This window comes from uncultured Treponema sp. (genome assembly GCF_946187725.1).
GTDB lineage: Bacteria > Spirochaetota > Spirochaetia > Treponematales > Treponemataceae > Treponema_D.
Window position 1 is genome coordinate 45,437 of the sequence record NZ_CAMHSK010000013.1, and the last position, 25,852, is coordinate 71,288.

The 25,852-nt window shown below is 42.9% G+C and carries 14 protein-coding genes; all 14 read left to right on the top strand.

The window, feature by feature from the left end:
• Nucleotides 1-68 precede the first annotated feature (68 nt).
• Nucleotides 69-1,253: a hypothetical protein gene (locus Q0Q74_RS07070; protein ID WP_294429638.1), complete on the top strand. Its 1,185-nt coding sequence runs from the start codon at nt 69-71 to the stop codon at nt 1,251-1,253.
• Complete coding sequence (locus tag Q0Q74_RS07075) at nt 1,240-2,676, top strand: HD domain-containing phosphohydrolase (protein WP_294429640.1); 1,437 nt, start codon at nt 1,240-1,242, stop codon at nt 2,674-2,676. The genes Q0Q74_RS07070 and Q0Q74_RS07075 overlap by 14 nt, the downstream gene beginning before the upstream one ends.
• A 93-nt stretch (nt 2,677-2,769) precedes the next feature.
• Nucleotides 2,770-4,617 (top strand): glutamine--fructose-6-phosphate transaminase (isomerizing), encoded by a 1,848-nt coding sequence (gene glmS, locus Q0Q74_RS07080; protein WP_294429641.1) that lies wholly within the window; start codon nt 2,770-2,772, stop codon nt 4,615-4,617.
• Nucleotide 4,618: 1 nt separating this feature from the next.
• Nucleotides 4,619-5,407 (top strand): rhamnogalacturonan acetylesterase, encoded by a 789-nt coding sequence (locus tag Q0Q74_RS07085; RefSeq protein WP_294429642.1) that lies wholly within the window; start codon nt 4,619-4,621, stop codon nt 5,405-5,407.
• A complete protein-coding gene (locus Q0Q74_RS07090) occupies nt 5,391-6,152 on the top strand; it encodes a J domain-containing protein (protein ID WP_294429643.1) in 762 nt (253 codons plus the stop codon). Before Q0Q74_RS07085 ends, Q0Q74_RS07090 begins: the two co-directional genes overlap by 17 nt.
• A gap of 118 nt (nt 6,153-6,270) precedes the next feature.
• A complete protein-coding gene (gene map / locus Q0Q74_RS07095) occupies nt 6,271-7,035 on the top strand; it encodes a type I methionyl aminopeptidase (protein ID WP_294429644.1) in 765 nt (254 codons plus the stop codon).
• A 202-nt stretch (nt 7,036-7,237) separates the two neighbouring features.
• On the top strand, nt 7,238-8,746 hold the full coding sequence (locus Q0Q74_RS07100; RefSeq protein ID WP_294429645.1) for a Do family serine endopeptidase: 1,509 nt from the start codon (nt 7,238-7,240) through the stop codon (nt 8,744-8,746).
• A gap of 203 nt (nt 8,747-8,949) precedes the next feature.
• Nucleotides 8,950-12,027 (top strand): alpha-amylase family glycosyl hydrolase, encoded by a 3,078-nt coding sequence (locus tag Q0Q74_RS07105; RefSeq protein WP_294429646.1) that lies wholly within the window; start codon nt 8,950-8,952, stop codon nt 12,025-12,027.
• Between the two features lie 30 nt (nt 12,028-12,057).
• On the top strand, nt 12,058-15,042 hold the full coding sequence (locus Q0Q74_RS07110) for an alpha-amylase family glycosyl hydrolase (RefSeq protein ID WP_294429647.1): 2,985 nt from the start codon (nt 12,058-12,060) through the stop codon (nt 15,040-15,042).
• Nucleotides 15,043-15,068: 26 nt separating this feature from the next.
• The gene (locus Q0Q74_RS07115; protein WP_294429649.1) at nt 15,069-17,492 is read left to right on the top strand and encodes a starch-binding protein; all 2,424 of its coding nucleotides are present in this window, start codon (nt 15,069-15,071) and stop codon (nt 17,490-17,492) included.
• 209 nt (nt 17,493-17,701) lie between these two features.
• Nucleotides 17,702-18,118 (top strand): leucine-rich repeat domain-containing protein, encoded by a 417-nt coding sequence (locus Q0Q74_RS07120; RefSeq protein WP_294429650.1) that lies wholly within the window; start codon nt 17,702-17,704, stop codon nt 18,116-18,118.
• Nucleotides 18,088-18,675 carry a leucine-rich repeat domain-containing protein gene (locus tag Q0Q74_RS07125; protein ID WP_294429651.1) on the top strand — a complete coding sequence of 196 codons (588 nt, stop codon included), beginning with the start codon at nt 18,088-18,090 and terminating at the stop codon, nt 18,673-18,675. Before Q0Q74_RS07120 ends, Q0Q74_RS07125 begins: the two co-directional genes overlap by 31 nt.
• Nucleotides 18,676-18,858: 183 nt before the next feature.
• On the top strand, nt 18,859-24,945 hold the full coding sequence (locus tag Q0Q74_RS07130) for a chitobiase/beta-hexosaminidase C-terminal domain-containing protein (RefSeq protein WP_294429652.1): 6,087 nt from the start codon (nt 18,859-18,861) through the stop codon (nt 24,943-24,945).
• Nucleotides 24,946-25,137: 192 nt separating this feature from the next.
• The coding region (locus tag Q0Q74_RS07135) for a glyceraldehyde 3-phosphate dehydrogenase NAD-binding domain-containing protein (protein WP_294429653.1) at nt 25,138-25,852 on the top strand (715 nt) is incomplete at its 3' end.

Below are 25,852 nucleotides of genomic sequence, written 5' to 3' on the forward strand. Positions count from 1 at the left end.
CAAATCTTGATTGCGAAATCATTTTTTGTCTGCTACAATAGAATTCACTTCAAAGAGAGGAACTTATTGTGAACCGAACTAAAAAAATCCGTACGGTCATGGCTGCTGTTTTAGCTGTTTCCTGTACTTTTTCTGTTTTCGGACAGTCTTCTGAGGATGTAGGTGAAGCATTCAAACGAATAGACATGGCGATTGCCGGCAGGTCTATTGATGCAATCTCAAAAGTTCTCTCCGATAACAAGTCTTCTCCAAATTATCAATTGATTGAGAATTATACGCTCAAAAAAACGCGTCAGCTCATCATCACTGATAATCTGGAATTCGCTCGTCAGACTTCTCTTGCCGTCATCGATAACAATATCGAAAATTTTGATGCCGTTGAATTGTATTCTTACATTGATAAAGCTATCCTAAATCAGCAGGCTGCCCAGCAGGCAGCTGAAAACCGCAAAAGACTTGAAGAGGAACGCATTGCGGCCCGAAATGCCAAATCAAAGGCTCAGCTCGAAAGCCGTGGAAACTATCATGTTGTCAGTACAGCTTCTGGCCAGGAAGTTTATGTCAACGAACAGAAGGCTTCTTTTTCTTCATGGATTTGGACTGTCAAACTTGGACTTGCAGATTTTGTCTATCAGAAAGTCTCAGAGCCTGACTATTCCAGCCTTAAATACGGTCTTGCTTTAGGAGCAAATGTTTTCCGGCCGTCAGAACGATTCATTATCGGTGCTGACCTCTTTGCTGATGCTCATATCGTGACCTTCTCTACTTCGGGCGGGCTTGAAGGCGAGGCAAAGCTCAATTCAAGCGGCCTACCGGAAGCTCAGGCTGCACCTCAGGAATTCTTCATGTCAGGTCGTTTTGTTCCAGAATTCGCCTTTGCTGATTTAAGCAAATACCTGTTTGTTCGTGCTGGTCTTGCAGCTCACATCCTTGCTTCAAATGACCGCGACAGAACAGGTTCTACAGATACTTTCATATCACCAGTAATTGGTGCTGCTTTTGAAAATGTTCCTGTGGGAGAGGCTGTAATCCGGGCTTTCTATGACTACGACTTAGGTCATCTGGCATACGAAGACATAAATTCTGCAATGGAATTCGGCGGTTCCATTCTTTTGCCAATGGCTGTCAATGATAAAACAAAAGTCGGTGTCGAATTTGGCTTCCAGGATTTGCTCGTAATGAGGAATGTTGGCGGCATGGAAAATAGAACAAAAATCACATTTGCAATTGGAGTTGGAAATGTTACAAAGTAAAATGATTCAAAACCAAATTAAAAAAAATCTTCTGCAAGTCTTGCTCTGTGTATTTTCTGTTGGAATCGTTTTTGCTCAGTCTTCAACATCTGATCTTACAAAGCGTTTCTTGCAGCGGGCTGACGATCAGTATTCTGCAATGCAGTACGAGGAAGCGTTCAAAACAATCAATGCTACCCTTAAATTGTCTGAGCGTGATGAAGTTCCTGGAAATGTCTATCTTCTCGCAACTCAAATTTACACAAAGTTGCTTGATAAAATGACAAAAACAAAAGATTTCACTCTTTTTAATGATGTCATAATGAATCTTCAGACTTATCCAAAACTTTCTGATGATCCGCAGATTCAAAAATATGTCCGTATGATTCAGCAGATGCAGGCAGATATAAAAGAGGCTGCCCGTGATGCAAAGCAGCAGGCACAAACTAAAGAAATGATGGAAAGTTTTGCGGCTACTCAGCAGGCTGGCAACGAGGAAATGAAAGAGGCTATCAGACAGGGCCTTGAATCTGCTGGCGAAAAAACAGCCGAAGCTGTCCGCGAAGTTTCTGAAACAACTAACAATACAATGAAGGAAATCAGCAGAACCAGCAATAAAACAATCTGGATTCTTGTCATGCTCGGTGCGCTTATTTTTGTCATCGTATTCATTCTTGTTGTTGTTGGAATCCGTGTTTCTGCCCGTGCTTCTGCAATGCAGACGGCTCAGCTTGATTCAACTCTTAAACTGATTGCCGGAATGCAGCAGACCAATAATCAGCTTCTCCTTGGAGGCATTACCGATTTTGGAGGCATGGGCTTGAAGTCAGCCGGAAGTTCTCGCTGGGGAGTTGATGCTCTTCCTGCTCCAGAAATGACTGACGATGAAAAGGCAGAATTGAAGCAGCTTGTAATTGATTGTGAAAAGCTTGGAAGCGAAATTGATGCCGTCACAAAGCGAAAGAACAATTCAAAGAATGTCAGTGAGCTTGTTTATAAGCTTGCAATGCAGCTTGGCTTAAATCAGAATTCATCAATGATTTATTTTGCGGCTTCAATGGTTTACGATGCAGGCTTCCTTGCAGTTCCAGAAGAGATTCTTGAGGCAGAAAACTTGACTGACGAGCAGAGAGAAATTCTTCGTGAGCATGTAAATCAGTATGAACAGTATCTTGGTTTTGTTCCGAGAAAATACTGGGATATTTTTGAAGATGCTGCAAAGTATCATCATGAGAATATGGACGGTTCCGGTTACAAAGGTCTTGCCGGGGATGCCATTCCTCAGATTGCACGGCTTATCCATGTTGCAGAAAGCTACAACTCGCTTATCAGCCGCCGCAATTACAAACAGATTCAAGACAAAGAATCCGCTATTCAGGAACTTGAATCTAAACCGAATCTTTATGACAATGATGTAGTCAAAGTTCTTGATTCGATTGTTTAATATTTGATTTTTTAGTATTATTTAGCCATCGTATTTCGATGGCTTTTTTTATTGCCATAAACTGACTTGTTCCCAAAAATCGAGGTAAAATGTATGTGTGGAATCGTTGGGTATGTAGGTTCTAGACAGGCGACCCCTGTTTTGATTAACGGACTCAAAAAACTTGAATATCGTGGTTACGATTCGGCCGGAATTGCCGTTCTTTCAGAAGATTCTAATGAAATTCTTGTGCGCAAATCTAAAGGTGCATTGAAATTTCTCGAAGAAAAAATTGCTGATGAAGTAATCAAAGGCTCTGTCGGAATCGGTCACACCAGATGGGCAACTCACGGTGAACCAAGTGATATCAATTCTCATCCGCATACAAATGTTTCTGGCACAATTGCTGTCGTCCACAACGGCATCATCGAAAATTACGCAAAACTCAAGGCCTGGCTTCAGGATCAGGGAATTGTTTTCAAAAGTCAGACTGACACCGAAGTTATCGCTCATTTAATCAATTATTTCTACGAAAAGACAGGCGAGTTGTTTAAGGCCGTTTTGGAGACTTTGCATCGACTTGAAGGCAGTTATGCTCTTGGCGTCGTCTGTACAAAATATCCTGACCGCCTGATTGCTGCCCGCAAAGAAAGCCCTCTCATCGTCGGCCTGGGCAAAAATGAAAATTTCATTGCTTCGGATGTTCCGGCAGTTCTTGAATATACTCGCGATGTCTATTACCTCAATCAGAATGAGCTTGCAGTTCTTTACGATGACCATGTTGATTTGTTCGACGCAACTGGCAATAAAGTTGTTCGCGAGCCTTCACATGTTGAGTGGGATATGGCAAGTGCAGAAAAGGGCGGATACGCACACTTTATGCTCAAAGAAATCCATGAGCAGCCAAAAGCCCTCACTGACACTCTTCGTCCACGAATCGTTTTTGATGGCGAAAAACCTGTAGACATTCAGTTCGATGAAATTGATTTTGGTGAAGACTGGAAGCAGGCCGGAAGAATCGTTATTACAGCCTGTGGTACCGCATATCATGCCGGCGTTGTCGGAAAATACGCATTCGAAAAATTTGCAAGAATTCCTGTTGCCGTTGATGTTGCCTCTGAATTCCGCTATCGAAATCCAATTCTCAACAAAAACGACATTTTCATCGTCATCTCTCAGTCTGGTGAAACAGCTGACACTTTGGCAGCCCTTCGCCTTGCAAAACAGGCTGGCGCAAAGGTCATCGCAATCACAAACTGTGTCGGTTCAACTGTAAGCCGCGAAGCTGATGAGGTAATCTACACTTGGGCAGGGCCTGAAATCGCCGTTGCTTCAACAAAAGCTTACACTACACAGCTCATGTGCATTTATCTTCTTGCACTCAAACTTGGCAAGGAACGCGGCAATCTTTCATCTTCTGAATATGAAAAATTGCTTTCTGGTATAGTCGAAATTCCCTCAAAAGCACAGGAAATCGTTGATAATCAGACTGAAATCCAGAAATTCGCTTCACGCCAGTTTAATAAATCAAAAATCTTCTATATTGGTCGTCTTTTTGATTCGGCTTCTTCTTTGGAAAGTGCACTCAAACTCAAGGAAGTCAGCTACATGCACTGTGAGGCTTTTGCCGCCGGTGAGCTTAAACACGGACCAATCGCACTCGTTGATTCTGATACTCTCGTCGTTGCAATTGCGACTGAACCGTCACTTTATGAAAAACTTGCTTCAAACATCGTTGAAGTAAAAAGCCGTGGTGCTGTCACAATGGCAATTACACTCGACAAAACAGGTGCATTCAATAATTGCTGTGATTCTGTAATCACAATTCCTGATTCTGAGCCAGAACTTGCTTCTATGCTTTCAATCATTCCTGCACAGCTTTTCGCATATTATTGTTCAATTCTGCGTGGAAATGATCCTGACAAGCCGCGAAATCTCGCAAAATCAGTAACAGTAGAGTAATATGCGCGTTTTATGTCTCGGCGACAGTATAATGCAGTATAATGACTTCTCAACTTTTCCGCAGACAGGCTGGGTACAGGAACTGGCACGGTTTTTCCCGGCGGATACTGTCTGGCTGAATTTTGCCCGTAACGGCAGAAGCACAAAGTCATTCATTGATGAAGGGCGTTTTATGTCTGCCATGGCTTGGGCTGAATCTGGTGATTTTGCCATGATTCAATTCGGTCATAATGACGAAAAAGATGATCCTGCAAGGCATACTGACCCCGGAAAAGACGGAGCTTTTAGAAAGAATCTTTCGTATTTTGTGCGTGAACTTCGCTCAAAAGGCGTTAAGCCGATTCTTCTTACACCAATGGCCCGTCGCATGTTTGAGGATGATAAACCCAAAAATTCTCATGGCGAATATGCTGCTGCTATAATCGAAACGGCCGTTGCCGAAAGTGTTCCTTGCATCGACATGAATGCCCTTACGCTTGATTTTCTTGCTCAAAAAGGATTTGAGGGAAGTCGCAGATTCTATATGAATTTTGATTCAAACGAATACGAAAATTTTCCTCAGGGGCGAGGGGATAACAGTCATTTGAGGCCAGAAGGAGCAAACGCTTTCTCTAAAATTGCCGCCTGCGAAATCAAAAAGATTGCTGAAAAATTTCCTGAATATAAAGAATTTTCGGATTCCTGCATGGAAAACACCGGCGGAAGATTCCTTGAAGTTGACGAGGCTTTCATGAAGGAAGCGAACGCCGAAATTGACGACGAGTACACTGTATATGGAAGATTGTTATAAGATTCTCGGTGTACGCCATGATGCCACAGCGGCAGAAATCAAGCGTGCTTACCGTCAAAAAGCGAAACTTTTACATCCAGATGCGTCTCAAGATTCTGCAACGACAGAGGAATTTCGGGAGCTTGTTAAGGCTTATGAGATTTTGTCTGATGTCAAGCAGCGCTCTTTGTTCGATGAGTCTTACTTCATGCACCGTGCCCAGAGCCGGTACAATCGTTCTGTAAATTCTTTTGATTATAGAAAGTGGCTTTCGGCTCGCACTGACGAAGAAAGCCGCTCAAAGCTGATTTTTTTTGACCTCATGCACAATCGTGAGGACGATGCTGTGGCAGAATTCAAAAGGATGAGTATGAATCATGCAGGTTTCAGGCTTGCAAAGTGGTTCACCCGTGAAGATTTTATGGACTATGGATTCATTCTTTGCGAGGAGCTTGTTTTGCGTCAGGAATATTATGATGCCTTCATTCTTTTGGAGCAGATAATTAGAATGGAGTACAGCTATGCTTATTTTAGGCTTTTCTTCCCTGAGGTGATGGAACTGGCCGCAAGCGTACTCAAAAATCATCTCGAAGGAAAAATCCCGGATGAGCTTGCTCTTGATTGCTGGGAGCGGGCACTGGAGCTTGGCTTCGGAAAGAGCGCGGATGCAATTTTTTTGCGGAAAATGGCCGCTGCCTACAGAAGAATGGGCGATGATAGCACAGCCCGAATCTGTGAAGAAGAAGCACTTAGACTTGTGAGGTAATGCGCCGCACGGATGCGGCGAAAGAGACAGGACAGAATTTTCTGAAAGAAAATTCTGTCGGAGTGAACAAAACAGGATGTTTTGTGAACGGAGAAACAGTCAAGGAGATATAGATTTTATGATTCGTTTGAAGAATGAAAAGGAAATCGAGGGTATCAGGCGGTCTTGCCATGCCCTTGCAGATTTGTTCAGGGAAGTCGTGCCGCAGGTTCATGCCGGCATGAGTACAAAGGAAGTTGATGATTTGTGCGTAAAATTCATCAAAAGCATTGGCGGAACCCCAGCCTGGTATCATGAAGATTTCCCTGGGGCTGCATGTATCAGCATCAACAACGAGGTAATTCACGGAATCCCTTCACGAAAGAGGATTATTCATGACGGCGATATTGTTTCGCTTGATATTGGAATTGACCTTGACGGTTATATTTCGGATTCTACTCACACTGTCATGGTCGGAAATGTAAAACCTGAAATCCGTCGTCTTGTACAGGCAACTCGTGAAAGTCTTACAGCAGGAATTGCGGCTTGCGTGGCTGGAAACAGAATCCGCGACATCTCAAACGCTGTATATGATGTTGCTCACGGGCGATACGGCTATGGTGTTGTCTATGATTACTGTGGTCATGGTGTCGGTCTTGATGTTCATGAGGATCCGAGCATTCCTAATCTTCCGGAAGGCGGTCCTAATCCAAGAATTCAGGCTGGAATGGTTCTTGCAATTGAACCGATGATTAACCTTGGAACTGGTGATGTCGATTTGGCAAGCGACGGCTGGACTGTTCTCACTGCAGACCACAAATGGAGCTGCCATGAGGAGCATACGGTAGCTGTCTTCCACGACCACACCGAAGTCCTCACTGCCTGTGATGATTTAGTGTGTTAGCGCTGGGAGCACCGAAGTTGCCGCTTGCGGCAATGAGCGGTAGCGAAGTGCGGACATAGCGACCCATGCGGAGCATGGGGAACACCAATTTATAAAAACAAATTTCTGTAACTTTTAAATAGCCTCCGTCATTTATATAATAGAAAATGCAAATGATTAAACCGTGGATTTCCTGGTGAAATTACGGTTTGGAGGCTTAAATATGAAAAAAATCACAAAAAGATTCCTTGCAGGAGGTGCGGCTTGTGCTTTTGCGTTTGCCGCAGTTTCTCTTTCCTGCACTCGCGTTCAGGTTGAAGGAAGTGCCGCAACTGCATTCGCCGACACTTCAAAGCCTGCTGTTACAATCTCTTCTGATTCACTCAAAGTAATCGAAGCATTGCAGAATTCATTCCGCTCAATCTCATCTGGCGTTCTTCCTTCTGTTGTTGAAATCGATGTTACAGAGAAAAAAGAAGTTCAGGCGATGAATCCTTTTGAAGACTGGCCTTTTGACTTTTTCTTCGGAAATCCGAATGCTGAACGAGATTCTGAATCAAGAAACAAAAAGCGGGAATATGAGCAGAAAGGTCTTGGTTCCGGCGTAATCGTAAAGCGCAACGGCGATACTGTTTATGTTCTCACGAACAATCATGTGGCCGGTAAAGCAACAAACATCACTGTAAAACTCAATGACGGCCAGGAATTTGAAGGAAAACTGGTTGGCGCAGACGAAAGACAGGACATCGCGCTTGTTTCATTTGATGCGAAAAACGCAGAGAATGTCATCGTTGCAACACTGGGCGATTCTGACAAAGTTCAGACTGGCGACATCTGTCTTGCAATGGGTGCCCCTCTCGGTTACAGACAGTCAGTTACCCAGGGCATAGTAAGTGCTACAGGCCGAAGCGGTGATCAGATTGGCAACATGAACGATTTCATTCAGACTGATGCGGCAATCAATCAGGGAAATTCCGGCGGTCCGCTTGTAAATATTTACGGTGAAGTTATCGGAATCAATACATGGATTGCATCTGGTTCTGGTGGAAGCGTTGGACTTGGCTTTGCCCTTCCAATCAACTCTGTCAAAAAGGCAATCGATGACTTCATTTCTAATGGAAAAATCACTTACGGTTGGCTTGGAATCTCGCTTGTCGATGTTACAGATGATTATAAAAAGGAACTTGGTGTAAAAGGTCAGAAAGGTGCCTTTGCTTCTCAGGTATTCTTGAATTCTCCTGCTGCCAAAGGCGGAATGCAGGCAGGTGACTTTATTGTTGCAATCAACGGCAAGGATGTAAACTCTCAGAGTGAGCTTGTCCGTGAAGTTGCATATCTTCCTGCCGGTAAAAATGCTGATTTTGTCGTAATTCGTGGTGGCAGTAAAATTACGCTTACCGTAAAGATTGAAGAGAGAACTGAAGCTGTTTCAAGTGACAATGCAAAACTTTGGCCAGGTTTCATTGCTTCTCCGCTCAATAAGAAACTCCGTGAAAGCCTTAAACTTGAGGACAAGATTCAGGGTGTTGCCGTTTCGAATGTGCTTGAAAAATCTCCAGCTGCTGCACTCAGAATCCAGAATGGTGATGTAATCACTGCTGTAAACGATAAAAAGATTTCAAACCTCAAGGAATTCTATGAGGCACTTGACTTAAACCGAAACAAGGAAATCTGGTTCGATGTTTACAATGACGGTCACACAATTTCTACTGGCCGATATAAATTGAACTAATGTGATGCGGATTTTTCTCCTCTTTTTCTCCGTATTGCACTAAAATAAGTTTACCGGATGGCACTTGCTGTCCGGTTTTTTTTTATGTTCTTGATTCCTTTGTGATGTCTGAATTTCACATTTTTTAGTAAAATTTTCACATAATTGACTTTTTAAATAATTTTTTTTTGCGAAATGATAAATCTTCCTCATAGAATTGAAATATGAAAAAAGTTCTTAAATTGCGTGGAAAGTCGCTCATTGCGATTCTTTCGTCTTTCTTCTTTTTGTCATGTTCTGTCGGCATTTCTGAAAAATCTTCTGAAAATTATGATGGATTCGGTTCATTGACCATTGCTTCTTCTGCACGCTCTGTTAATGTTTCTTCAATAAAATTTGCAAAAGCCTTTGTTTCTGGCACGGGAATTGAAAAGGGGAGCGAACCTGCCTCTTCATTCCAGTCTGTTGCAGACGGAAAAGCATCTTCTCTTACGATTAACGGAATTCCTGCCGGTAAAAATCGTGTTGTTACGGTTTATGCATACACTTCTGAATCCGACTCCAGCATTTTGGATGAGAATGCAATCGTTATTCGCAAGGTGCTTGATATTACATCGGGTGCAAATTCTGTCGAAGTGAGCAAAGCAACAACTCCACTGGCAAATGTTTTCTTCTATCTTCAGGAGCTCGCTTACCCGATTTCACAAATTTCTTCTTCGGATAAAAATGGAATCGTTTCCAAAATTGATGAAACCGTAAGTCCTGACCGGATTAATTCAGCACAGATTGCATACGATTATAAGGCCGGAGGAATTGAAGGTCTTAAAGATAAAAGTGATTATGTAATCGGCTTAAATGGCAGTGAGGCAACTCAGATTGTACTTCATGTAAAAAATTACAAGTATGTCTGGTACTGGGAAGACGGCGAGGGCGGAAAACTTTATGAGCTTTCGGCTGATTCTGAAAGGGGAGAAGGCTGGTATACGGGCACATTGAATTACACTTCAATAAATCTTCTTTTTAAGACAAAAGCTGACTGGAGTGGAAGCCAGACTGCTGACATGAAGCGCACGGCCGGAACATGGACTTATGAAAACGGAAAATGGTCTGGTTCTGCAGTGAATGATGCTGTGTCACCATTCGTAAGCTGGGTAAGTCCTTTGGGCGGAGAGGAAGTTTCTGGAAGCGTTTATCTTTTTGTTAATGCGGAAGATGAGAGCGGAATCACTAAAATTGAGTATTATGCTGACGGAGTTCTTTTGGGCGAAACGGCGGGGCTTTCTGTTTACAAAGCTGATACAAGTCTTCTTTCAAATGGAACTCATGTTCTTACCGCAAAAGTTTATGATGGCGCGGATAATGTTTCTTCAACCTCTGAAATCACAATTTCAACAAGCAATAAGAATATTCCTCCTGTGGCGGTCATTTCTACAGGGGATGAGGGCACTGCAGAAATTGCAAAATCCTTCTCTGCGGCTTCTTCTTATGACAAAAACGGCACGATTGAATCATATGAATGGAATTTTGGTGACGGTTCAACAGAAAGCGGCAAAAATTTGAGCCACACTTACACCGCAAGCGGAAAATATACGGTTACACTCACAGTTACTGACAACGAGGGCGACACTGATGTTGCAGTTAAGACAATTACAATCAATCCGAAAGGAAGTTTTACTCACCGCGATTTCCGAGAAGAGACGGTTTACTTTATGATGACTGACCGCTTTGCAGACGGTGACAAGACAAACAACAATATCTGGGGTGACGAATATCTTCCTAAGGGTGAAAGTCAGCTGTACGATTATAGCGAAGATAAAACAGGCGTTCTAAGCTACTACCACGGTGGAGATTTTAAGGGAATCATTGATAATCTTGATTACATTGCCGACATGGGATTCACTGCAATCTGGATTACACCGAGCGTCAAACAGCCGGAAGGCCGCTATTTCTATGACGGAAGTAGCGGTGGCGATCCTTATCAGGCAAGTGCTTTCCATGGTTACTGGGGATATGATTTTGACAAGATTGACCCGCATCTTCATTCAAGCGGAAAAGACAGTGACGGCTGGGCTGACTACAAGGCATTTATCGATGCCTGCCATGCAAAAGGAATCCGCGTAATGCAGGATATCGTTATCAATCACGGAAATCATGGTGCTGGTTCTGCTCCAACTTTGTGGGCTTCTAATCCTGTTCAGACAATCATGGATGGAAAAGAATGGGCATGGAAGATTCTTGACCCTTATTATGAAGAGGTCCCGGAAGGTTCAACTCCTTCTAAAAATGGATTCTATTCATATTATGGATTTGGTCAGTGTGCTGATTTGATTGACTTCGGTCATTTGGGCGAAGATGGCAAGGATAGTCGCCATCATCTCATTAATGTTTACAAGAAATTCATCGATGCCGGAGTTGACGCATTCCGAATCGATACAATGGCATATATTCCGAACGAGTTTGCCGGTGAATTTGCTGATGCGATGTACAATTACGCAAAAGAAAAAGGAAATGATTACTTCTATATGATTGGTGAAGCGTGGTGCGGTCGCTATGATGCCGTTGCCCGCCATTCAGAAGATAAAACTGACTCACTTCATATGCTTGATATGCATTTGAGCTGCCTTGATTATCCTGGAAACATGCAGAAGGTCTTTAATGGAGCAGATTCTATCGGGGCTGTTTACAATAATGTTCTTTCTCAGGGGGATGTTCAGTTTGACTGCATGACAGAAGACGAATATACAAAGACGGCAATGTTTGTAGATAACCATGACTGCTACAGATGTGAAGGTCTTTTCTCTGAAGAAAAATACAAAAACGCGCTCAATTACATCTATCTTTTCCGTGGCGTACCAATCGTATATTACGGAACTGAGGCAATGTATTCATGGAGCGGAACTCATCCTTCAACAAACAAGGATGATGTTGTTTCTCGCTGGATGCTTGGTGATGTCGGAATCAATTATGTTAAGCAGAATAAACCTTCAATGTACAAGCATCTTAAAGTCTTAAACAAAGTTTATCATGCAAGTGAGTGTATACAGAAAGGTGCTCAGAATAATGTCAGCATTGATACAATTCCTGCGGCATTTACCCGCACTTGGAACGGAAAAACTGCCGCAGTTATTTTGAATCATAAAGGTAGTGCCGGAAGCTATTCATTCAGTGGACTTCCAGCAGGCACTTATACACTTTACACAAGCGATGGTAGCGGCACATTGAATACTTCGACAGTAAGTGTGAGCGGCTCATATAAGCTTGAGGCTCCGGCAAACGGATTTGCAGTTCTTGACCCTCAGTAAAAGTAATTTGTTTTGGAGTAATAATAAAAAATGAAATCGTTAAATCTTAAAAAAGTTTTTTTCCTGCCTTTTGCTTCTCTTCTTGTATTTGCGGGGGCAGTTTTTACTTCCTGTGACAGTGGTGTTGATTCTGAAAGCAGAAATTCCGCTTACTATGGTGAACTAGGCTCTATATCAGTGACATTTTCTTCTGATTCTGGTCGGGCTATTTATGCAGGCGGAATAAAAAGTGCTGTCGTTACGGTAAAAGGTTTCGATTCCAAAGGAAACGCTTTTGAAAAATCCAGTGCAAAGGTGAGTGTTTCTGGTGGAAAAGCCGGTGCTTCTGAAAATTCTGACAGAATTACTGTTTCAGAAATCCCTGTCTGCAAAAATGCTGTTGTTTTGGCACAGGCCTTTGGAGATGATGGGGCGGCTTCTAAAATTGATGGAATCCTGATTTCTGCCCGCACGGATGTAAAAAGTGGCGAAAATGAAACTGTTTATGTGAACTGGGAATCAAGCAGAGAAGGTTCGGTTTTTGCGGCTTTGCTTGCTGCTGGAGTCAACACAAACACCCTCACAGATGAACAAGTTTCTTCTATTGATAACGCGATTCCGACTGAAACACATGCTTCTTTGATAAACGCGAGTGCGATTGCCAAGGATTTTGATTCTTCTAAAACAAGCGAAAATTACGGTTTGAAATCTGCTGATTCATACAAACTGACAGCGGGAAGCGTTAATGTCACTTGCAATGAATACGATGGCTGCACGCTCCAAATTTCTGATCCGCTTTCAGAGACGAAGACCGCCTCAACTTCTGAAGTCGTTTCGATTGCGAATGTGGCTCCGGGAACATGGACGCTTTATGTTTTGGATGCAGACGGTGCCGTAAAGACGACGAAAAGCGTGACTGTGACTAGCGGTGGAACGGCTAGTGTTACGGTAGGGCAGGCGCTTGTTACTGATAAGATTATTGTACATGTGGCTGAAACATCTAATTCAACCTATAATCCTAATCAATTTAGTCATATTTGGGTTTGGGCAACAACAAGTTCGACAAATTACTGTAAAAACTCAACTTGGCCTGGAGATGCACTTTCTGACTCTGATAGCGACGGTTGGTATGATTATACAATTAAGAATGGAGAGTCATATGTTACATCTTCTATGGTTATCCTTAGTAAGGCAGGCACCCCTCAGACAAGTAATCTTCAGATTTCGAATGCCGGAGAATATTGGTGGAATGGTTCAGCTTTTGTGACCTCAAACCCAGACATCCCCCCGGAACCAGTCACCCCGACCGTGACAATTTCTCCAGCTCACGGAAGCAAGATTGCTTTGAACGGTTCGATTTCAGTCACATTTACCGACGGAAACGATACGATTACTTCTGCAAAAGTTACCGTAAACGGAACCGAATACAACATGGGAACGACCGCCGGCACTTGGTCAAAATCGCTTTCTGAACTGGGATTTACAAGTGAGGGAGCGAATATCACAGTAAGTGCGAGCGTCACAAACGGTGTTGGAAGTGAAACTGCGAGTGCAACGCTTACGACAAAAGAACCGAGTGGTTTAATCACTGATTTCAATCAACTTAGAATTTACCAGATTATGGTAAGTCATTTTCAAGATGGAGATTCTAGTATCGGATTTACAAGTGCGTATGGTCCGAGCGGTCAGAATGTCGGTGGTGACTTGCAGGGGGTAATCAATGCTTTGGATTACATCAAGTCTCTTGGTGTGAACGCTATTTGGATGACTCCGATTTTTAATTCAAATACAGGTTCAGGGGATTCCTTGGGGTCTACAGGTTATTATGCCCACGATTATTTCAATGTAGACCCTCATTTTGGAACGAATGAGAAATTTGCCGAACTTGTAGAAAAATACCATGAGGCTGGAATTGCCGTTATTTTGGACGGCGTTTTTGGTCATACAAGTTCTTGCGGAACTGCGGCTTCTCCGAATGGTAAATATGCTTCTACAGGAAATGGCGGCAATTATAATCCTGTAGGATATCCAGAAAGTTATGATTATTTTGCAGAAGTTGCAGAATATTGGATTAAAAATTACAAAATTGATGGCTGGCGACTTGACCAATGCTATCAGGTTGGAAATGGTTCTTATGGTTCAGCTAGTACAGGCGGGCATAATTATTGGATTGAATTGCGTAATGTTGTTGAATCTGCAGCGTCAGCAAATGGTACAAAAGGTTCTGATTGGGGAACTCTCGGTTACATGGTAGGAGAGGCTTGGTTAGATAATGCAAATCAGATTCAGTCTAGTGTAGTAGCTGGTGATGGTCTTCGTTCTTGTTTTGATTTCTCAGGTCGCTACTCTTTGGTTGAGTCAATTACTGGTGGTTCAGAATGGCAGAGCAGTGGAAAATATCCGTCATTTGCTCCTAAAGCGGCTGATACATTCAAATCTGCAACTCAAAAAGGATATAGTCATTCTTCTGGATACTATCCGAACTTGTTCCTTACAAACCATGATATGACACGATTTGGAGACAACATCAAGATTTGGCGAAATGTAAGCACGAACAGTTCTGAATATTGGAACAGACATAAGGTTGCACTGGCTTCATTGGCAGCTTATACAGGGCCGATAACGGTTTATTATGGCGATGAATGGGGAGCTTTGGAAGGAAACCTTACTTATGTTACTTCGACAAATACTTCTATTGGTGATGGTGCATATTGGGATAATGGCTCGCGCACAAATGGAAAGATTTCTGGATTTGATACGAATCAGTCAGATTTGATTTCTTATTTCCAGCAGCTTATGGCAATGCGTTCTGAACACGAAGCATTGTGGAACGGAACTAACACGGATATTAATGCAACTGGCGACTGCTATGTCGGAAAGAAAATTGGTGGTGGTGAAACAATCATTTATGCAATTAATAACGGTTCTTCATCATCGACTTTCTCTGCAACGGGAACAGATTTGATTACAGGTGAAAGTGTTAGTGGAACTGTAACCGTTGATGCTTTGAGTGCTCGATTTATTCTTTCTAACTAAAAAAAGGTTGAACAATGAAAATAAAAATGTTGAAAATAAAGTTGTTGAAATCGAAGCGAATCTTCTTCACAACCTTTGCTTCGCTTGCGTTGATTTTTTCTTCATGCTCGGATTTTGGCGAGTCTGGGGCTGAGCGTGAAAAATCAGAATCTTATGTTCAGTACGGAAGCCTTGTAATCAAAGGTGCTGAATGTGCGGGGCGGGCGATTGATGTTTCTGAGATTTCGAGTGTGACGGTATCTGTTTCGGGCAGCGGAATGACTGCGACTACTCCAAAAACTTTTGAAAGCATTTCCAGCGGAGCGGGAGTCGTTTCAATCGAAAACATTCCTGTTGGTGATAACCGTGTTGTGACTGTAGAAAGCAATGTTGACGGGGCTGTTATCCGTGCTTTGGTCGATATCAAGGCCGGGATTGCGAATGAGTGCAGCGTTACATGGGGAACAACTGCCGTCGCGAACATTTTTTACAATCTTATCAATGCAAATGTCGATGTTTCTTCTATTAATAAGGGCGTTTTTGAAAGCGTGATTCCGAGTGACTGCCATGCGAGCCTCGTTGATGTGGCAAAAATCGCTGGCGACTATCAGAAAGTGCTTTCTGAGACAGGAACTTTTGATTTAGCTTCTTCCTACAAACTTTCGACTGGAACTGTGAACGCGACAGTTTACGGCTACAGTGGAAAATCCGTTCAGATTGCAGACCCGTCTTCTGTGGCAAGAACTGCTGGTGCAGACGGTTCAACTTTGATTTTTGACGATGTTCTTCTAGGAAAATGGAATGTTTATGCCGACGGAGAAAAGGTAAAAACAATCACTGTTGTTAGTGGGGAGAATGATTTAACTATAGGAAGTTCGATTTCTGGAAAAGTCATTGTATTTGCAAATGATTCTGTCAAAAAGACTTTCTATATCTGGAAAAATGGAACTCAATCTGCTTATTCTGCAGGATGGCCGGGAACTTCAGCAACGGCTGCTACAGACGATATGATGAATAATCCTGACGGCTGGTATTATGTTGATATTACCGATAAATATGATGGCGGTTCTATTAATTTGATTTTGAATAATAATGGTTCAAATCAGACTGATGATATCAAAACTGGTAAAACTGCAACTTTCTGGTACGATGCTGCCGGAACTTGTGGAACAGCAGGGGCGTTCTATGATTCAGATCCTACAGAAAATCAGCTTTCAAACGACACAACCTTGACTTCAATTGCAGTAAACGGGAAATCAGCATCGATTTCTGGAACAACAGCTTCTATTAGCATGACAGGAACTGACGACAGCCTTTCAATTACAAACATTGTTGCAAGCGCGGCTGATTCTTCTGCAACTGTTACATACAGCGCAACAACCGGAACCGTCGCTGATGGCGAAAGTGCGGAGTTTACAATCACGGTAACAAACGGAAGCAAAACCGCAATCTATACATTGACGGTTAGTTATACGAAGCGTGCGCCAAATCAGGGGCAGTACGGTACAAATGATAAAGGTTACGGTGTAAATAAAACAATTGCCAGCTGGAGCGACTGGTCTGAAGACATGCAGATTGCACGCGGTGCGGCTTACGATGACCCTCGCACATGGATGGGAATTCAGGAATCTCCTTATGATGCATATGCTTTGTATGCGGCTTACGATGATACAAATCTTTATTTAATGGTAGAACTTACAAATCTTCCTGATGGGAGGGCAACTTTCATGAATCACAACTATGCCGGAAGCGATAATGCATGGTGGGATAACCGTGACTGTCCACTTGGATTTATAATCAATACTGGAAAGGGTGCGACTGCTAATGCTCCTTTAGTTGGTTCTGCAAGCGGAAAACCTATTTGGGACGCAATCAACTTTACTGACAGTGAAGGATTTGACTTCCTGTTCTACGGTTCTTCAAAATACGGTTATGCAGAGCATAAGGCAGCCTTTGTTGGAGTTGGTACTCCAGGTCTTTTCAAATTGAATCCGTCAACTGGTTACTTTAGTTATGATAAAGATTACTGCTTGAGTGCTAATTCCGGGGCACCTGGAGCAGAAACAGCTGGTACTTCTGGAATTTCTGTGCGCTATAACCGCAAGTGCCAGGTTTCAAGTAAAGTAAAATTTGAATCAACACCAACAGGAAACAGAGCAGAAAGCAATCAGACTGGTGAAGATTTGCTGGAAAGTGAAAATTACACAGAAGTAGATACAAACGACCTTGATATGAGCTACTGGTACACGATTCCGCTTGCAACATTGGGAATCGATAAGGCTTATATTTTGTCTAATGGAATCGGCGTTCGGCAGCTCACTCCAAACGGAGGTTCGTTGATGGATTGTCTTCCATGGGATGTAAGCATGGTTGATAATGCGACAGAGCCTTGCTCGGATGATGAATCTACATCTCACGAAAAAGAGGATGTTGATCAAATCACGAGTGCCCAAGCTCGCATCGGAAAATAACCAACCTTACGGAAAGTGCTGATTAATCGGATAGGTGTTAATCAGCACTTTTTTATGAGTCAGAAAATCACAATTCTCAGGGGGAAAATGAAGGTTCAGAAAAGACCTTAAAAGTCATCGGCAATATTAACGGAACTGATGTCAAAAATATCCGTAGCAGGATTGATTCTGGCGAGATTGAAACGCTTGATTTATCGGAAGCGGTTTTTGTGACTGGCGGAGAAGCGTATTATACAGACGAAAACCAAAAATCATACGAGACTGCGGATGGTGTAATCACTGACTTCATGTTTTACAATTGCAGTACACTAAAAAATGTTATTCTGCCTTCATCAATCACTTCAATCGGAAAGAGGGCGTTTTGCCGTACCGGGCTTTCTAAAATCGATATTCCAAACAACATAATCTCTTTGGGGTACGATTCATTCGGCTATTGCTCATCTTTGGAAACGGTCATAATCGGCAACAAAGTTTCACAAATCTCACAGGGCGCATTCTATAGTTCACGAGTCAAAAATGCCTATGTAAAAGTGAGTGCCCCTCCAACAATCAATGCCTATCTTTTTTCTTCGAAGCCGGAAATCTTTCAAAAACCTTGCCTTGTGATACGATTCGTGCAAAAATAAATGGCCCTCTGAACGGAACTGATGTCAAATATCTTCGTGAACTTATTATTGAAAGAAATTTGGCATCGATTGACCTTTCGAATTCCCAGATTGTCAGCGGCGGGGATGTTTATTATCAGAATGATGAGGGGGAGTTTGCCACTAAAGATAATGAAATCGGTTTTTATATGTTCGCCGAATGTCGTAATCTCAAAGAAATAAAACTGCCGCTTTCAATAGCAAAAATTGAAAAAAGAGCGTTTCAGCGCACGGGAATCACAAATCTTGAAATCCCGGAAAACATAACGCTTCTTTGTTACGGTGCATTCAGTAATTGTGATTCACTTGAGACCGTAATAATCGGAAAAAATGTCGAAAAAATGAACCAGGGCGTATTTTATAGTTCAAAAGTCAAAAATGTTTATGTTTACGCAAAAACACCGCCAACTCTTGCCGCATATATGTTTACATCAAAACCGGAGATTCATGTTTACGCGGAATCTCTTGAGGCATATCAGGCTACCAAATGGGCAGATTCAAGTTACGGCGGAACCTTGATTGGGGACCTGACTGACTGAAAATCAACTTGGAAGGGAAGTGCGGACTTTTTGTGCCAAATGGAATCAGCACTTCCATAATTCTCTTTATGATATAAGGATATTCACTTTTTTCTATTTATATAGACAGATTTTTGGACAATTGAAAAAATCAGACTTACCATAGTTCATATAAAATCAGTTTCAACTGCGAGAGGTTGTTTTATGACTATGATAAAAAAGTTTTTTAGAATCAGTGCAGAAATTATCGCTGTCTGTTTTACCCTTAATTTTTCGTCTTGTATTGCAAGCATTGACAGCCATGAAGATTCTTATTCTGAGTCAAAAAATGAACAGCTGTACGGTTCTCTCACAATCACAACTGGCGCATCTCAAAATCGTGCCCTTGATATGGATGCTATTACCGCCGCTGATGTCACTGTAACTGGCTATGGAATTGTTTCCACTATCAAAAAAGAGAATGTAAGCATTTCTCAAGGCTCATCTGGTGGAGCTGTTAAAATAGAAGGAATTCCGGTTGGTAAAAATCGCGTCGTAACCGTTCAGGCAAAAACTACGATTGATTCAGCTTTGCAGGGAATGGCAGGCGTTACGATGACCGCTGTTTGTGACATTCAGGCCGGAGATTCAAATTCTGTCACTGTCAACTGGGAAAACAGCAAAGTCGGAAATGTGTATGCTGAACTCTTGAAACTCGGCTATGATGTTTCAAATCTTTCTGTAGAGACAGTAAAATCTTATCTTCCGGCAAACACTCATGCAGCTTTGATTGATGCCGAAAAAATTGCTTCTGAGATTAGAGCGGGAACTGCAAGCGCAGATAAGGCCGAAACCTATAAACTTTCTGCTGGAACTTTGACTTTTGAAAGTAATGCTACATCTTCTTCTATTATATTGCAGATTTGTGACCCGGTTTCTTCAAAACTTGAGGAAATTACTTCCGGAACAAATACGATTTCAAATGTCGCTCCTGGAACCTGGAAGGTATTCGGAATTGTAAACGGAACCACTGTTGTTTATGCAAACTCTGTTACAATTACAAGCGGAGAAGCTACAAATCTCGGTTCAATCAAATTCCAAACACCGGCTCCTCGTCTTGAAAATGCTTCCGGCGCTCAAATCAGCGAATTTATTTCAAGTGCAACCACCGTTTACCTCAAAGCTCGCACTCTTGATGGAGAGGATGAGCCAGAGGGAGTTGCAATTTACTACACAACTGATGGAACAGTTCCTTCCACTTCAAGCACTTTGTACAATGCTGCAAACGGAATCACCGTAACTGCCGGAGTAACTGTAAAAGCCATTGCGGTTTGCTCAGGTCTCCTTAATTCAGAGATTTCTTCATGGAAATTTGCTCAGCCTTCCCTTGGCTATACACATCCTGCAACAGGAGATTACAGCCCTGTTGATATGAACGGTACGACAGACGGCTTTGGATGGGCGAGCGGAACCTGGGCGCTGGGTGCACACGTTGACGGTGAAAACACCACCTTTGCCTTATATTCTGCAAATGCAACAAAAATCCTCCTTGAAATCTACGGTTCAGCTTACGGTACAGAAGCGATGTACGACTACTGGATGGTTAAGGGAAGCGATAATGTATGGCGTGCAAAACTTTCCGGCGACTTGACTGGCGCAATCTACGCATTCCGCTGTTGGGGACCAAACTGGGATTTTAGTAGCGACTGGAAACGAGGCGGAAGTTCTGAAGGTTTTGTTGCGGATTACGATGCTAGCGGAAACCGCTTTAACCCGAACAAGGTTGTGTATGACCCGTATGCGCGGGAGATGACGCATGATGTGAGCAACGCTGCGGCAATTGCGGCATATAAGACGACAAACACCACTTATGAACTTGCAAAACCAGAATATGCAATTCTTTCTTCTGGTCAGCCAGTCGGAAGCACAAAGAAGTGGCGCGAATACGACTCTGGAACAATTGCTCCTAAGGGATATATTATTTCCGATGCTCCGTACAGCGGAACGAAACCGGGAATTCCTGCAAGTCAGGCTCGAATCTATGAAGCTCACGTTCGCGGAATTACTCAGCATCCTTCTTCTTCAAATCTTTCTTCTATATTAAATGGAATCGATGGCTTTGAGAATGTTTCTGACGTTCCTGCTCAGTACCGTGGAACCTACAAGGGTGCTGCATACATGGCTCCATACCTCAAGGCTCTTGGAATTAATACAATTGAACTTCTTCCTGTCCATGAAACTGATAACGATGCAAATCCTGATGACAGCGCAGGCGGTAACTACTGGGGATATATGACATTCGGTTACTTTGCTCCAGACAGACGTTACTCTTACGACAAAACGGCAGGCGGACCAACCCGAGAATTCAAGGAAATGGTTGATGCTTTCCATAATGAAGGAATTGAAGTTTACCTTGATGTTGTTTACAACCACTCCGGCGAAGGCGGTACCTGGCATGGAAACGCAACAAAATGGGAAAATGGAGTCGAAGTTCCTGTTCCTGATTATGATGCGGGAAAGCAGTGTACTGTCGTAAGTATGCGCGGTATCGATAACCAGACTTATTATTCCCTTGTTTCTGACAAGAAGTGGAGTTATTGGGAAACAACTGGTTGTGGAAACAACCTTCAGTGCGATAATTCTGTAGTTCGTCAGTTCATTCTTGATTCTCTTACTTACTGGATTCAGGATATGGGCGTTGACGGATTCCGTTTTGACCTTGCGCCTGTTCTTGGCCGCGAAGGAAACGGTACATGGAATTTCTCAAGCACAGCAACAACTCTTACTCAGATTGCAAGCCTTGGAGCTTCAAACAGTGTTGAGATGATTGCGGAAGCCTGGGACTGCCAGTGGCCGGGCGGATATAAAATCGGAAAATTCCCGGATGGATGGGGCGACTGGAACGGTGTCTACCGTGATGTCGTTCGAAAATATGTCGGTGGAGCGGGAACAACAGAAACAAAAGCAGATTACGATAATGTTCTTTACAGCCTGAACATAGGAAACGCTCTTTACGGAAGCAGCGATGTTTTTGGAACTTATAGACCTTCTGTAAACATGATTGATGCACACGACGGTTTTACTCTCGCTGACCTTTCTTCTTATGCCGGTGCTGGAAACGCATGTAACGGTAATGCATGGCCATTTGGTCCTAGCGATGGTGGTAACGGCGATACGAACTATATTCCTATAAACACACAAACTGGTCACAGACAGATTAACCGCAACTATATTGCACTCCAGATGGTAACACGAGGCATTCCGATGATTGTATGGGGAGACGAGTTCGGTCGTACGCAGAACGGAAACAATAACCCTTACAATATCGACAGCGTTGCAACCTGGAACAACTACAACATGATTAACACAGATTCACCGCAGGCAATTTCTACAGGTGGAGAAGGAACCTATAATAATGTATTCGGAACATTCGATAATGAAGCCGGAATAAACGGAAACTTCCTCTTTATGAAACGAATGCTAAAAATGCATTCCGACCCGGCATTTACACAAAGTTCTTATTCTTCTCCTGACCTGACTTATCAGGATGGCGGAGACTCAAGCGATGCAACTTTCGGATATAAGATTGAGGGTTCTGCGATTGAAGGAGGACATGACTTCTTCTTCTTCAGTAACATGACTTCCGGTGAAGTGAGTGTAACAATTCCTGCTCCTGCAACAGGTTATCACTGGGTACGAATCTGCGACACAGGAAGCTGGGCAGAACCTTACATGAACAGCTGGGATCCTTTTGATACTGATGCAGAAAAGTATTATGAGATTACAACATCAAAAACTTACGGTGTGGGTGCATGGACTGTTCTCATCTTGCAGCAGGTAAAAGATGGCGGTGAAACTCCAACCTGTGCTACACCGGTAATCTCAGGCACAACTTCCTTTGATACAAGCGCTGATATAACGATTACCTGTTCGACAGACGGTGCAGACATTTACTACACCACAGACGGAACAATACCTACAACAAGCAGCACTCTTTATACTGGTTCGTTCACAATTACTTCAACAACTACGGTAAAAGCCATAGCTGTAAAGACGGGCTATAACAATTCGGGCGTTGAAAGCACGAAGTTTACTCACAAGGTTCCGACTTGTGCAAATCCAGTATTCAGCGGAGATACAACCTTCACAACCAGCACAACAGTTTCAATCAACTGTGATACTGCCGGTGCAACAATCCGCTACACATTGGACGGAACTGTTCCTACAGAAAGTAGCGATGCTTATACAGCTCCATTCACCCTCACAGAAACCAAAACAGTTAAGGCAAAAGCTTTCAAGGATGGACTTGAAGCTTCTGAAGTTGTAAGCCAGAAATATACTCTTAGAACGCAATCTGTAAAGAGTGGGCTAATGCTTCAGGGATTCAACTGGAACTCAGCCCCAAGAGGAAACTATGGTCAGTACACTTTGGAAAATCCAAGTCCTTTGTGGGGTAGATGGTATGATATCGTCAAAGATCGTGCTGGCGATATAAAAGAGACATTCGCATATATGTGGTGTCCGCCTCCAAGTAAGACTGATACAAATTCTTCTGAAGGCTATGCTCCTACAGAACTGAATGATTTGAACAACTGTTACGGAACCGCAGAAGATCTTTCTGATATGATATCTGCTATCAGCCCGACAAAGGCTATCGCTGATATTGTTGTAAATCACCGCGCTGGAACTACTTGTTGGGGAGACTTTACAAATCCTGACTGGGGTGTTGTAAAGAGTTCCAATTATAAGGCCATTTGTTCTGATGATGAAGGATTTAATTCTTCAACTGGCGATCCTCATATGTATGGAGTTTCTTCAGACATGAGAGGTGCTGCTGACACAGGTGATGGTTACGGAGCATATCGAGATCTTGACCACACCAATACTGTCGTGCAACAGGGTATCATCGACTGGATGAATAATGTTCTTAAACCAGCAGGTTTCGTCGGTTGGCGTTATGATTATGTGAAGGGATATGCCGGAAAATATGTTGGCAAATATAATGCAGAATCTTCTGCAGAATTCAGTGTTGGTGAATATTGGCCAACAGCAGGTTACGATGCTGGAAGTCCTTCAACATGGGGAAATGCAATTAAGAATTGGATAGCTTCTACTGAAAATGAAGGTGGACAACGCGCCAGGGCCTTTGACTTTGCCCTTAAAGGTGCTATGAACACGGTGTTCGGCTTCTATTCTACAAACGAACGCAAAGAAGGAAACAATACATATTATTATCAGGCAAACACTGCTGGTACCTGGAATTTTGGGCTTCTTGCTGACAGTTCAAACCTTTACATCAGTCAGCCTGCTGATGCAGTTACCTTCGTTGACAATCACGACACTGGTTCAAACCAGGGACACTGGGGCTTGAATAATGATTCTCTTGGTGTGGCTTATGCTTTGATTCTTACTCATCCTGGAGTACCTTGTGTTGCATGGAACCATTATTTTACTTTTGCAGAAAGCGGAAGTCTTAGCTCAACTTATCCATACAGCGGAATGCTTTCTGATAACACCTACTATGCTTCCAACACTGTAGCCGGTACAAGCAACAGCCTCCGTCAGCACATCGATAAACTCATCCAGCTCCGTAAGGATATGGGTATCGAATATGATTCAATTCGTACAACCGTTGATGCTTCAAATGGATATTATGTTGCGGAGATTAAAGGAACTAACGGAAATCTTCTTGTAATGATTGGAAGCGGATGGTCAAAGACAAGTTCTTACTCAGGCTATGAAGAATATTACAGCGGAACAAACTTCAAAATCTGGGTAAACGATGGAAAACTGCATTGTGCAAATCCTGTAATCACCTTCAACGCCGGAAACTGTACAATCACCTGTGCAACTACCGGTGCTGACATCATGTACAAAATCGGCTCTGGAAGTTATCAGGCATACAGCGCACCGTTCACTGTTTCTGAAGGACAGACGGTTTACGCTTATGCAAGTGCTGATGGATATGAGGATTCTAGTGAGGTTAGTAAGACACTTCATTCAACTCGTACATTGTCTGTTACTGTTCCGGACTGGATATGGAATGATAGTGCAGTAATTTTTGCCTGGGTATGGGGTGATACTTCCACAGGTGAGTGGATAACGGTTTCCGGTTCGGGTACAACGGCAACAATAGCTGTTCCAGACGATACGAATGGATTTAATATGGCCCGATGTCCGGCAGGAACATCTGCTCCAAGTTGGACGGCTACTGGTAACAGTGCTGGTCGTATTTATAATAAAACAGAAGATGTAACAGTATCTGCTGAAAATAATTCTTATTCTACAAGTTGGGTGGAATTTAATCCTTAGTCCGAATAATTTCTATCCAGCAATAACTTCAATAAGCTTTTAATCCCGCCAGAACACTGACGGGATTCTTTTATAAACTTTTGAAGTTTTTTGCATATTACCGTAGTTTTCTTATAAAAATCTTGCTTATTTCTTTTAAATACGGTATTTTATAGTTATCAAATTTGTATTCTTTTTTATAGGAGATAAAAAATGGCAGTAAAGGTTGCTATTAACGGTTTCGGCCGAATCGGTCGTTTGGCTTTCCGCCAGATGTTTGGCGCAGAAGGTTATGAGGTTGTCGCTATCAATGATTTGACAAGCCCAAAAATGCTCGCTCACCTCTTGAAGTATGACACAGCACAGGGTGGCTATGCTGGCCGCATCGGTGAAGGAAAACATACTGTAGAGGCTCACGACGGTGAAGGTGAGGACAACTACATCGTAGTAGACGGCAAAAAAATCGTTATCTACAAGATTCCGAACGCAGCTGAACTTCCATGGGGAAAAATCGGTGTTGACGTAGTTCTCGAGTGTACAGGTTTCTACACATCAAAAGAGAAGGCACAGGCTCACATCACTGCTGGTGCTAAAAAGGTTGTAATCTCAGCTCCAGCTGGAAATGACCTCCCAACAATCGTTTACAATGTAAACCACAAATCACTCAAGAAGGGCGACAATATCATTTCTGCTGCTTCTTGTACAACAAACTGCTTGGCTCCAATGGCAAAAGCTCTCAACGACGCTTTCCCAATCCAGTCAGGTATCATGGCTACAATCCACGCTTACACTGGTGACCAGATGATTCTCGACGGTCCACAGCGCAAGGGTGATCTCCGCCGCTCACGAGCTGGTGCTCAGAACATCGTTCCAAACTCAACAGGTGCTGCAAAGGCTATCGGTCTTGTAATCCCAGAGTTGAACGGAA